Annotated in this window: 13 protein-coding genes; 3 read left to right on the forward strand and 10 right to left on the reverse strand. The window is 63.2% G+C overall.

Going from position 1 to position 12354, the window contains the following annotated elements; genetic code table 11:
- From ABYW26_RS03580 to coxB, 10 genes are all read right to left on the reverse strand, one after another.
- A partial coding sequence (locus ABYW26_RS03580; RefSeq protein ID WP_372603425.1) for a DUF1697 domain-containing protein occupies positions 1-531 on the reverse strand: 531 nt, incomplete at its 3' end.
- Between the two features lie 13 nt (positions 532-544).
- Positions 545-1135 (reverse strand): GNAT family N-acetyltransferase, encoded by a 591-nt coding sequence (locus ABYW26_RS03585; protein ID WP_372603426.1) that lies wholly within the window; start codon positions 1133-1135, stop codon positions 545-547.
- A complete protein-coding gene (locus ABYW26_RS03590) occupies positions 1135-2397 on the reverse strand; it encodes a M16 family metallopeptidase (protein WP_372603427.1) in 1263 nt (420 codons plus the stop codon). Before ABYW26_RS03590 ends, ABYW26_RS03585 begins: the two co-directional genes overlap by 1 nt.
- Entirely contained in the window at positions 2394-3785 is a 1392-nt protein-coding gene (gene thrC / locus ABYW26_RS03595; protein WP_372603428.1) for a threonine synthase, read from the reverse strand. Before thrC ends, ABYW26_RS03590 begins: the two co-directional genes overlap by 4 nt.
- Positions 3786-3798: 13 nt before the next feature.
- Complete coding sequence (locus tag ABYW26_RS03600) at positions 3799-4470, reverse strand: SURF1 family protein (protein WP_372603429.1); 672 nt, start codon at positions 4468-4470, stop codon at positions 3799-3801.
- 98 nt (positions 4471-4568) lie between these two features.
- The gene (locus tag ABYW26_RS03605; protein WP_372603430.1) at positions 4569-5372 is read right to left on the reverse strand and encodes a cytochrome c oxidase subunit 3; all 804 of its coding nucleotides are present in this window, start codon (positions 5370-5372) and stop codon (positions 4569-4571) included.
- A gap of 30 nt (positions 5373-5402) precedes the next feature.
- Positions 5403-5990 (reverse strand): cytochrome c oxidase assembly protein, encoded by a 588-nt coding sequence (locus tag ABYW26_RS03610; RefSeq protein ID WP_372603431.1) that lies wholly within the window; start codon positions 5988-5990, stop codon positions 5403-5405.
- A complete protein-coding gene (locus tag ABYW26_RS03615; protein WP_372603432.1) occupies positions 5987-6178 on the reverse strand; it encodes a hypothetical protein in 192 nt (63 codons plus the stop codon). Before ABYW26_RS03615 ends, ABYW26_RS03610 begins: the two co-directional genes overlap by 4 nt.
- A gap of 1 nt (position 6179) precedes the next feature.
- Positions 6180-7115, reverse strand: a complete 936-nt coding sequence (gene cyoE, locus ABYW26_RS03620; protein WP_372603433.1) for a heme o synthase — start codon at positions 7113-7115, stop codon at positions 6180-6182.
- A gap of 62 nt (positions 7116-7177) precedes the next feature.
- Positions 7178-8038 (reverse strand): cytochrome c oxidase subunit II, encoded by an 861-nt coding sequence (coxB, locus tag ABYW26_RS03625; RefSeq protein ID WP_372603434.1) that lies wholly within the window; start codon positions 8036-8038, stop codon positions 7178-7180.
- A gap of 169 nt (positions 8039-8207) precedes the next feature.
- Between coxB and tldD the strand changes: the two genes are divergently transcribed.
- From tldD to topA, 3 genes are all read left to right on the forward strand, one after another.
- Positions 8208-9626, forward strand: coding sequence for a metalloprotease TldD (gene tldD / locus ABYW26_RS03630; protein ID WP_372603435.1), 1419 nt, complete (start codon positions 8208-8210; stop codon positions 9624-9626).
- Between the two features lie 200 nt (positions 9627-9826).
- Positions 9827-10936, forward strand: coding sequence for a DNA-processing protein DprA (gene dprA, locus ABYW26_RS03635; protein ID WP_372603436.1), 1110 nt, complete (start codon positions 9827-9829; stop codon positions 10934-10936).
- Between the two features lie 146 nt (positions 10937-11082).
- On the forward strand, positions 11083-12354 hold a 1272-nt coding region (gene topA / locus ABYW26_RS03640; protein WP_372603437.1), incomplete at its 3' end, for a type I DNA topoisomerase.

Raw genomic sequence — 12354 nt, forward strand, 5'->3', positions numbered from 1 at the left:
ATTCTGTGCCAAGTCCAGAAGCCTGAGGCAAGTGCGCAGGTTGCGGGCAGTATAGCCGGGGCGGTCCAGAACACGGCCCAGTTTCTCGGCCAGTTTCGACCGCCCGAACCCGCCCGGTGTATGCAGATAAATCACGTCCCCAACCCGCGAAAGCCCGTCCTCGGGCAAAGCCAGCGGCCTGAGCGCCTGAAGATCAATATCCGTGCCGGGGGCTGTAAAGAACAGGTGCAGCAGGTTCTGCTGATCTGCGGGCACCTCAAACGGGTTCGCCGCTACGGCCTGTGCCAGCGCCTTTGCCGGCAACACGCAAACCCAGGGGCGAAAGCCAAACCTGGCGTTGATCGCATCCGAGATGCGGGCGTCCAACCCGGCCAGATCGTCACAGGCGAACACCGCGTTTCCGGACTGAATATAGCTGACGACTTCGCGCAGCCCCAACCCGCTCAGAAGATCGCGAAACCCGGCCATCGGCAGCGCATTTTTACCGCCCACATTCACGCCGCGCAAAAGGGCTATTGCGATATGGGTCACGGTGCGCACATGGTCAGGCCAGACCGACCTCGGTGCGGCCGCGCCGGTCGGTGCGCAGGCTGGCATAAAGCACATGGTTGCGCCAGCGGCCGTTGATCTGCAGATAGCTTTGCGCCACGCCCTCGTATTTGAAACCGCAGCTTTCCAGCACCCCGCGCGAGGCGACGTTTTCCGGCAGGCAGGCGGCCTCGATCCGGCTGAGGTCAAGCTGGGTAAAGCTGTGATGCACGACCGCCTTGATCGCCTCGCGCATATAGCCGTGGCGGGCATAGCGTTCGCCCATCCAATAGCCCAGAATCCCGGTCTGCGACGGGCCGCGGCGGATATTGTCCAGCGTGATCGCCCCTAAAAGCGCCTGATCGTCGCGGCGGATCAGGAACAGCGGCAGCGCCGAGTCGTTGTTCAGCGATCGCTGCGCCCAATAGACCCGGTTGGTAAACGCCTTGCGCGACAGGTGATCGTCGGCCCAGGTCGGTTCCCACGGGGTCAGGAAGGCGCGGCTTTCGATGCGCAATCCGGTCCAGGCGGCGTGGTCAATATGCTGAGGCGGGCGCAGCGTCATGCGCTCGGTCTCGATTTTGACTTTCCGCCGCCGGCTCAGCATCAGGCCGCCAGTTTGCCTTGCAGCGCCGCCAGATCGGGTGCCCCCGATACCGGCCCATATAGCGCCAGCGCCGCCTTGCGATCCGTGACCAGACCGGCCCCGATCGCGCGCACGTCTTCGGTGGTCACTGCGTCGATGCGGGCCACGGTTTCTTCCAGTTCCGGCACCCGGTCCCAGATTGCCACCAGACGGGCCAGACGCTCGGCCCGGGTCGAGGGGCTTTCCAGCCCCATCAGCAGCCCGGCCTTCATCTGGGCGCGGGCGCGCTCGACCTCGGTCGGGGTCATGTCCTCGGCGGCGCGGGTCAGCTCGGCCATGGTCAGGTCGGCCAGTTCCGGCAGTTGTTCTTCCGAGGTGCCGGCATAGATCGTGATCATCCCGGTATCGGCATAGGCACCGGCCTGAGCAAAGATCGAATAGCACAGCCCGCGCTTTTCGCGGATTTCCTGAAACAACCGCGAAGACATGCCGCCGCCAAGGGCGCTGGCATAGATCTGGGCGGCATAGATGCTGGCATCGCGATAGCCGGGGCTTTCAAAGGCCAGCGCGAAATGCGCCTGCTCAAGATCGCGCAACTGGCGGCGTTCGCCCCCGGCAAAACTGGCAGGGGTGGCGATGCCCGACACAGCGTCGGTCATGCCGCCGAACAGCGCCTCGGCCAGACGCACGATTTCATCGTGATCCACCGCGCCCGCCGCCGACAGGATCAGCTGGCTGGGGGCGTAATGTTCGCGGACGAACCCGGCCAGATCATCGCGCGAAAACGCGCTGACCCGTTCGGCGGGGCCAAGAATGGTGCGGCCCAGCGCCTGTTCGGGATAGGCCGCCTCTTGCAGCCAGTCGAACACCACGTCATCGGGCGAATCCAGAACCTGACCGATTTCCTGCAGGATCACGCCGCGCTCGACCTCGATCTCGCTGGCGTCAAACACCGGGTTCAGCACGATATCCGCGATCACATCCAGCGCCAGCGGCACGTCGGCCTCAAGCACGCGGGCGTAATAGGCAGTCATTTCGCGGCTGGTATAGGCGTTGATATAACCGCCGACATCCTCGATCGCCTCGGCGATCTCAAGCGCGCTGCGGCGCTTGGTGCCTTTGAACGCCATGTGCTCAAGGAAATGGGCGATGCCGTTTTGCTCGGGGCGCTCATGGCGCCCGCCTGCCGTGACCCAAATGCCAAGCGCCGCGGATTGCAGCCCCGGCATGGCTTCGGTGACGATACGGAACCCGTTGGGCAGGCGGTGAAGTTCAACGCTCACGCATGGCGCCTTTCATGGATCAGCGCCTCGATGGCGCTCAGGTCATTTGCAACGCGGGTCACGCGTTCGGGGCGGTCCAGCAGATCGGCCATCCGCGCAGGCAGCGGCGGACGAATGCCGGTAGCGGCCTCGACCGCATCGGGGAATTTCGCCGGATGCGCGGTCGAAAGCGAGATCATCGGCACTGCCGTGACCGGCTGTTCATTGGCGACTTTCACCGCGACGGCAGTATGCGGGCACAGGATTTCGCCGGTGCTGGCGAACATGCCGGTGATGGTGGCGCTGGTTTCGTCTTCCGAGGCGCGGCCCGAGGCAAAGGTTTCCTGCAATTGCTGCAAGGCACCCTGGCTGATCTGGAACCCGCCCTTGGTTTTCAGCTCGTCCATCAATTGCGACACGGCACTGCCGTCGCCGCCATAGGCATAGAACAACGCCCGCTCGAAATTCGAGCTGACCTGAATATCCATCGACGGGCTGATCGAGGGGATCACGCCGCTGGTGACATAGCCGCCCGAGGACAAGGCCCGGTGCAGGATGTCGTTCTGGTTGGTGGCCACGATCAGCTGGTCGATCGGCAGGCCCATCTGTTTGGCGATATAACCGGCAAAGACGTCGCCGAAATTGCCGGTGGGCACGGTAAAGCTGACGGTGCGCAGCGGCGCGCCAAGGCTGACGGCGGCGGTAAAGTAATAGACGACCTGCGCCAGAACCCGCGCCCAGTTGATTGAGTTCACCCCGGCAAGGCCAACGCCATCGCGGAAGTCGAAATCGTTGAACATGTCTTTGACGCGCGCCTGACAATCGTCGAAATCGCCGTCCAGCGCCAAGGCATGCACGTTGTCTTCGGACGGGGTCGTCATCTGGCGGCGCTGAACCTCGGACACGCGGCCATGCGGGAACAGGATGAACACATCGACATTATCAAGCCCCCGGAACGCCTCGATCGCGGCGGAACCGGTATCGCCCGAGGTGGCGCCGACGATGGTCACCCGCTTGCCCGAACGCGACAAGGCCGCCTGAAACAGCTGACCGATCAGCTGCATGGCGAAATCCTTGAACGCCAGAGTCGGGCCGTGGAACAGCTCCAACAGGAAATGGTTCGCCCCAAGCTGCACCAAAGGCGCGCGGGCGGCGTGGCCAAAGCCGGCATAGGCACGGGCGATGATGGCGCGGAATTCGTCGTCGGTGAAGGTGTCGCCGATGAACGGGCGCATGATGGTAAAGGCCACGTCCTCATAGGACTGACCCGCCAGCGCGGCAATCTGATCGGCCGACAAGGTCGGGATGGTTTCGGGCAGATACAGCCCGCCGTCCCGGGCCAGACCCGTCAACATTGCTTCTTCGAAACTCAGAACCGGGGCCTGCCCCCGGGTAGAAACATAGCGCATTATTCGTCAGCCTTTACTCGGTTCCACGCCTGATACGCCACAGAAGCAGCGCTGTCATCCCCAGCCAGACCACAGCCAGAGAAAACCACGTGATCGCGTATTGCAGGTGGTCGTTCGGGATGCCCGAACTGTCAACCGGCAGCGGCATGATCGCCGGGTTGGCCGGGGTGATGTCGCGGGCGATGATCAGCAACGGCTCGGTCCCCAGATAGCCCGAGATCGCCGGGATGTCGCGGGCGAACCAATTGCCTTTTTCCGGCTCGGGCGCCGGGGTGTATTTGTCGACCTCGTCGGGCCAGTGCAGATTGCCGGTGACGGTCACGATGGTGTCAGGGCGCGGGCCGGGGTCCGTCTGGATCGGCAGAAAGCCGCGATCGACCAGCACCCGCCGGTCACCCATATACAGCACGTCGATGACCCGGTGCCCGGCACCGACCTGTTTGACGCTGGACAGGACCTCGATCCCGGGGCGCAGCACGCCTTTGGCGCGGACCGGCAGAAAGCGGTCCTGTTCGGGATCGGCGGTTTTCGGCAGTTCGACCGGCGCGGCGGTGATACGGGCGTCGATATCGGCCAGAATCGCCAGCTTCCACTCCAGCCGCTGCAACTGCCATGTGCCCAGCCAGATCAGGATCGCCACGCCCAGCAGGCCGAACAGGATCGGCAGTATCATGCGTTTGGTCATTTCGGCCCGTCCCTTGTCATGGAAAAAGCGCGGGAGTTCCCCCCCGCGCTTGGCGAATGTCGCACCGCCCGGCCCAAGGGCCGGGCTGCGGTTTTGGGTTATGCGCCGCCCCAGATGTACACGGCGGCAAACAGGAACAGCCAGACAACGTCAACGAAGTGCCAGTACCATGCAGCAGCTTCGAAACCGATGTGCTGTTCGGGGGTAAAGTGGCCTTTGCCCAGACGGATCAGGCAGATCAGCAGGAACACGGTCCCGATCAGCACGTGCGCACCGTGGAAGCCGGTGGCCATGAAGAACGTGGCGCCATAGATGTTGCCCGAGAAGCCAAAGGCGGCGTGGCTGTATTCGTAAGCCTGGAAGAAGGTGAACAGCGCGCCCAGCAGCACGGCAAGGATCAGGCCATTGCGCATGTCTTTGCGGTTGTTGTCATGCACCAGAGCGTGGTGCGCCCAGGTGGCAGCGGCGCCCGAGCACAGCAGGATCAGCGTGTTGATCAGCGGCAGGTGCCACGGATCGAAGGTCTCGATGCCAGCCGGCGGCCAGATACCGTCAACGGCCGGATAATTCGGGCCCATCGGGTAGATGGCGTGCTTGAAGAAGGTCCAGAACCATGCCGAGAAGAACATGACCTCGGACATGATGAACAGGATGAACCCGTAGCGCAGGCCGATGCGGACGACCGGGGTGTGATCGCCGGCGTGGCTTTCGGCCACGACCTCGGCCCACCATGCATACATGACGTAGAGAACGCCCAGCAGGCCAACCAGGAAGATCCAGGGACCGTTGTCATGGAACATCTGCACCGCGCCAAACAGCATGACCAGCGCGCTGATCGAGCCCAGAAGCGGCCAGATGGACGGGTTAATAATATGGTAGTCGTGGTTCTTTTCGTGCGCCATTCGCTTACGCTCCCTCGTCGTGACGATTCGTCATCGTTGCACGGTGCCGGATTTTCCCTGATCCAGCGCCGCTTGTTCCTGTCCCGCTTCGGCCGGCAGATCGGCCTCGTGGAACGTATAACTTAAAGTGATGGTATGAACATACTTTGCTTCGCGGTCATCCAGAATTTCCGGGTCGACATAGAAAGTCACGGGCATCTGCACCCGTTCGCCCGGCTGAAGCACCTGCTCGGTGAAGCAAAAGCAGTCAATCTTGGTGAAATATCCACCCGCCGCATAGGGGGTGACGTTATAGCTGGCCGACCCGCCGATCACGCGGTCGGTGGGGTTGTAGGCCTCGTAAAAGGCCAGTCCGGTCTCGCCGATCTTCAGGTCCATCTTGCGCTGCATTGGTTTGAACTCCCACGGGAAGTTCGCATCCTTTGAGGCGTCAAAACGGATGGTAACAGTCTGGTCCAGCACCACGTCCGAGCCATGCTCGGCCCGGGTGGTGGTGCCGCCAAAACCGGTGACCTGACAAAACAGGTTATACATCGGCACCGCAGCCCATGCCAAAGCCCCCATGACCACGACCACCGAAACCAGGCGGGCCAGAGTCTTTTGTTTGGGGTCGATCATTTCTGCGCCTCAGGAACGGTCAGGGACGGACGCACGGTGTGATCGAAGGCTTCCATCTTGCTGCCTTCGGTGACCTTGACGATCGTCAGGCCGAACACCAGCGCAACAAAGGCTGACAGCACCAGCAGCAGGCCCAGATTGCGGCCAAAGCGGCGTTTGTGCAGTTCGTGTGCTTCGCGGAACGACATGTTACCAGCCCCCCAGGCCATACGGCGCCAAACCGGCCTGCACCATCAACGCGACGAAATGCAGGAACAGATAGGCCAGTGAAAACCGGAAGAATTTCTTCTCGGTCGCATATTTGTCGGCACCGGCCTGATCTTCGTCGCGGCGCCAGATCCGCAGCGCACCGCGGATGAACAGCAGGTTCAGCACCAGCGAGGTCACCAGATAGATCGGCCCGCCAATCGAGGTCGCCGCAATCGCCAACGCCATCGGCGCCAGCAGCAGCGTGTAAACAAGGATATGCACGCGGGTCGCCTTGCGACCGTGGGTCACGGTCAGCATCGGCACGCCGGCATTGGAATAGTCATCGTTCATGAACAGCGCCAGCGCCCAGAAATGCGGCGGCGTCCACATGAAGATCAGCGCGAACATCAGCACGCTTTCAAGGCTGACCCCGCCCGTGGCCACGGCCCAGCCGATCATCGGAGGAAACGCGCCCGCCGCGCCACCGATCACGATGTTCTGCGGGGTCGAGCGTTTTAGCCAGATCGTATAGACGACGGCATAAAAGAAGATGGTAAAGGCCAGCAACCCGGCCGCCACCCAATTGGCGGCAAGGCCCAGCATCACGACGGCAAAGCCCGACAGGGTCAGGCCCAGCGCCAGCGCCTCTTGGCGGGTGACGCGACCGGCGGGCACAGGGCGGCCCTTGGTGCGCTTCATCACCGCGTCGATATCGCTGTCCCACCACATGTTCAGCGCGCCCGAGGCGCCGCCACCGATGGCGATGCACAGGATCGACATGAAGGCGATGAACGGGTGAACGGCAACCGGTGCTACGACCAGACCGGCCAGCGCGGTGAACACGACCAACGACATAACCCGCGGCTTGAGCAAGGCGATGTAATCGCCAAAGCTCGCCTCGGTAGTCTGGTCAAAGGCACTGGTCGTGTCTGTCATTTTTTGCTCCGGAACGGAATCGGGGCCGCGTGCGGACGCACGGCCCCGTCCTGAACGGTGAATCAGTTGGCCGATGCGACGGTCAGGCTGCGCGGTTTACCCGCGAATTCCTCGATCGCGCCGTCCAGCCATTTCTCGTATTCGGCCGGGGTCACGGCTTTCACAGTGATCGGCATATAGGCGTGGTCCTTGCCGCACAGTTCCGAGCACTGACCGAAATAGATGCCTTCCATGCCTTCATCGACCTTGAACCACATCTCGGCCAGACGACCGGGGACGCCATCCTGTTTGATGCCGAAGGCCGGGATTGCCCACGAATGGATCACGTCGGCGCCAGTCACCTGGATCACGATATTCTTGCCGGTCGGCACGACAACGGCGTTGTCGGTGGCCAGCAGATACAGATCGTCGCTGTAACCGTTTTCGGCCAGCTTCTCGCGCTCCAGCAGGAATGCGTCAAAGCCGAACTCGTTGTCGACGTATTCATAGCCCCAATACCACTGATAACCGGTGATCTTGATGGTCACGTCGGCCTCGGGCACTTCCAGCTGTTTGAACAGAACCGGCAGCGAGAACGCACCGATCACGACCAGAATGACGATCGGAACAAGGGTCCAGACCACCTCGACCGGGGTGTTATGGGTGAATTTTGCCGGGTTCGGGTTGGCGCGGCGATTAAAGCGCAGCACCACGATGGTCATCAGCAGCACCACGAACAGAACGATCGCGGTGATGATGTAAAGGAGCATATGATCCAGACCCTGAAGGTCACGCGCCAGTTCGGTCGCCGGGGGCTGGAAGCCCGTTTTGCCCGGAACCGGTTTACCAATCACCTCAAGACCATCCTGAGCATAGGCCGCCGAGGCCGAGATGATCGCAACACCTGCGGCCCAGAGGCCGGAAAGCTTGTTCGAAATCCGCATTGTCATTCCCTGTACATATCGCGGCCTCACAGCCGCCGAACGGTATCCGAGACGGATAGCCGTTGAGTTCCCGGCCCCAAAAACCATATTAGGCGGTGTGAGACAAGATATTCTGTGCGCATCAAATCAGCACTTTGCCCCCAATCGACTCATTAATCGGACCAAAACCATGCAACAGCCGCGTTTCAGCCCCTTTACCGACGCTCTGGATCAAGAACAGGCCCTGTCGACGCTGCAACAGGCGACCGCAGGCGCCGATGATGGCGAAATATTTCTGGAACGGCGCCGATCCGAGGCTTTGGTGTTCGATGATGGCCGAATCAAGAACGCCAGCTACGACGCGACCGAGGGATTCGGCCTGCGGGCGGTGCGGGGCGAAACCGCAGGCTACGCCCATTCGACCGAGATCAGCGCCGCCGCGCTGAACCGTGCCGCGGAAACCGCGCGGCTGGCCGTGGGCGCCGGGGGCGGCACGCTGGCCGAGGCACCGCAAGCCACCAATCGCCGCCTTTATACCGATGCCGACCCGATGGCGGATGCCGCATTTGCGGTCAAGATCGACACTTTGCGCGAAATCGACGCTTATGCCCGCGCTCTGGACCCGCGCGTGGTGCAGGTCTCGGCAACGCTGGCGGCGTCGCTGCAAGAGGTGGCGATTCTGCGCCCCGATGGCACGCTGTTGCAGGACACCCGCCCGATGACCCGGCTGAATGTGTCGGTCATTGTCGAGGAAAACGGCCGCCGCGAAAGCGGCAGCCACGGCGGTGGCGGCCGCACCGGCCTGACCGGGCTGATCGACCCGGCGCATTGGCAGGCCACCGCACGCGAAGCGCTGCGCATCGCGCAGGTCAACTTGTCGGCGGTGCCCGCCCCGGCCGGGCAGATGGACGTGGTGCTTGGCCCCGGCTGGCCCGGCATCCTGCTGCACGAGGCGGTGGGCCACGGTCTGGAAGGCGATTTCAACCGCAAGGGCAGCTCGGCCTTTGCGGGTCGGATCGGCGAACGCGTGGCCTCGCCCGGGGTGACAGTGGTGGATGACGGCACCATTCCCGACCGGCGTGGATCGCTTAGTTTCGATGACGAAGGCACACCGACCTCGCGCACGGTGCTGATCGAGGACGGCATTCTGGTCGGCTATATGCAGGACCGCCAGAACGCCCGCCTGATGGGCGTGGCGCCCACCGGCAACGGACGGCGCGAAAGCTATGCCCATGCGCCGATGCCACGCATGACCAACACCATCATGCAGGCCGGGAACGTCGATCCGGCTGATATTCTGGCCGGTCTGGACGATGGCATTTATGCCGTGGGATTTGGCGGCGGTCAGGTCGATATCACAAACGGCAAGTTCGTGTTCAGCTGCACCGAGGCCTACCGGGTGCAGAACGGCAAGGTCGGTGCCCCGGTCAAGGGTGCGACCCTGATCGGCGACGGTGCCACCGCGATGAACCAGATCCGGGCGATCGGCACCGATCTGGCACTGGACCCCGGTGTCGGCAATTGCGGCAAGGCCGGCCAGTGGGTGCCGGTGGGGGTGGGCCAGCCGACGGTGCTGATCGGTGGCCTGACGGTGGGCGGCTCGGCCTGACCCGGCGCCCGTCGGCAGCGCCGGATTGCGCGATGCGGTTCGGGATTTGAGTATTTTTGCCAAGAAAAAGATGGCGGCGTTCACCAGCCGTTAACCTTCGCATGTCCAATCTGTCCTCACGGATGAGCGGAGCTAAGCGACCAGTGGACCATGATTCTTCCACCCACCCCCTCGCACCACCCACCCAGGAAGAGGACCTGGTGGCGTGGCTTCGTCTCATCCGGTCGCGGCGCGTCGGATGCAGCACGTTTTTCCGCCTGATGGGCGAACATGGCTCGGCGCAGGCCGCATTGGCGGCTTTGCCCAAAGTGGCCCGCGCCGCCGGGGTTCAGGATTACACCCCCTGCCCCGTCGATCTGGCCCAACGCGAATTGGCGATGGGGCGAAAGGCCGGGGCGCGTTTGATCGCGTTCGGCATGGAGGATTATCCGGCGCGGCTGAGCGAGATTTCCGATCCGCCGCCGCTGATCTGGGTCAAGGGCCGTTTGCCCCTGCGGGGCCAGCGGCAGGTGGCCCTGGTCGGGGCGCGGAATGCCTCGTCACTGGGCACGCGCATGGCGCGTGGTCTGGCGCAGGGACTGGGCGCCGCCGGTTTGATCTGCACCTCGGGGCTGGCGCGCGGGATTGATACGGCGGCGCATCATGCGGCGCTGGAGACCGGAACAATCGCGGTGATGGCGGGCGGCGTCGATGTGATCTATCCGGCCGAAAACGCCGGTCTGGCGGCGCAAATCATTGAGACCGGCCTGTTGATCAGCGAACAGCCGCCCGGGACCACGCCGCAATCGCGGCACTTTCCGCGCCGCAACCGGATCATCTCGGGCATGGCCGAAGCCGTGGTGGTGGTCGAGGCGGCGGCGAAATCCGGCAGCCTGATCACCGCGCGCAACGCCTTGGATCAGGGCCGCGAGGTTCTGGCCATTCCCGGCCATCCGATGGATGCGCGGGCCTCGGGCTGCAACATGCTGATCCGCGACGGCGCGACATTGGTGCGCAGCGCCGCCGATGTGATCGAGGCTTTGGTGCCGATGGCCACGCCTGCCCCGGCCCGCGTGACGCAAGCGGTCGATATCCCCGCAGGCCCGCCGCGCCGCACCCCACGGGTATCCGACATCCCGAAACTGCACGCGGCCATTCTGGCGCGGCTTGGCCCGTCGCCGGTGGCCGAGGATCAGTTGATCCGCGATCTGGACCTGCCCGCGCGCAAAGTGACACCTGAATTGGTCAGTCTGGAACTGGAGGGGCGCATCGCCCGGCAAACCGGCGGCATGGTGGCGCTGATCCCGCCTGCGGGGCGCCGCCTTTCCTGATCTGCGCGCGCAGGGCCCGGATTGGCGCCGTTTTTTTCGCCCCGTAGGGGCGGGACATCCGGGACCACCCGGCGCATTGACAAGGAGGACCAATCTCCCACATCTATCGCCGCCGTGGCGTATTTGCCCGACTCGAAAGGAATTTCATGCCGGTAGTTGTTGTTGAGTCCCCCGCTAAAGCCAAGACAATCAACAAATATCTGGGCAGTAACTATACTGTTCTGGCCTCTTACGGCCATGTGCGCGACCTGCCGCCCAAGGATGGCTCGGTCGACACCGAACATGATTTCGAGATGAAATGGGAGATCGCGGCCGACTCGCGCAAGCATGTCAAAGCCATCGCCGACGCCCTGAAAGACGACAACGAACTGATCCTCGCAACCGACCCTGACCGCGAGGGCGAGGCGATCAGTTGGCATCTGGAAGAGGCGCTGCGCAAGCGCAAGGCGATCAAGAAAGACACCGCCGTCAGCCGCGTCGTGTTCAACGCGATCACCAAATCCGCCGTCACCGAGGCGATGAAAAACCCGCGTCAGGTCGACGAACCGCTGGTGCATGCCTATCTGGCGCGCCGGGCGCTGGATTATCTGGTGGGGTTCAACCTGTCTCCGGTGTTGTGGCGCAAACTGCCGGGCGCGAAATCGGCGGGCCGGGTTCAATCGGTCTGTCTGCGCCTGATCGTCGAGCGCGAGATGGAGATCGAGGCCTTCCGCGCCCGCGAATACTGGACCGTCAAGGCGATGCTGGACACGCCGCGCGGTCAGAGCTTTGATGCCCGCCTGACCGTTCTGGGCGGTCGCAAGCTGGACAAATACGACCTTGCCAACGAAACCGCCGCTGAACTGGCGGTTCAGGCGATCAACAGCCGCGATCTGTTTATCAAATCGGTCGAGGCCAAGCCCGCCAACCGCAACCCCAGCGCGCCGTTCATGACCTCGACCCTGCAGCAAGAGGCCAGCCGCAAATACGGCTTTGGCGCCCGCCAGACCATGAGCACCGCGCAGCGCCTCTACGAGGCCGGGCTGATCACCTATATGCGGACCGACGGCATCGACATGGCGCCCGAGGCCGTGACCGCCGCCCGCGCCTCGATCAAGGATCGGTATGGCGCCGAATACGTGCCGGAAAGCCCGCGCATCTATAAGAACAAAGCCAAGAACGCCCAGGAAGCGCATGAATGTATCCGCCCGACGGATATGACGCTGGACGCGGCCAGCCTGAAAATCAGCGAGCCCGATCAGCGCAAACTCTATGACCTGATCTGGAAGCGCACCCTTGCCAGCCAGATGGAAGCCGCCCGGATGGAGCGCACCACCGTCGATGTCGCCAGCAAGGACGCGCAGATCGAATTGCGCGCCACCGGTCAGGTGGTGTTGTTCGACGGCTTCCTGAAAGTCTATGAGGAAGGCCGCGATGAC

It is taken from the genome of Actibacterium sp., assembly GCF_041584535.1.
In the GTDB taxonomy this organism is placed as follows: domain Bacteria; phylum Pseudomonadota; class Alphaproteobacteria; order Rhodobacterales; family Rhodobacteraceae; genus Actibacterium_D.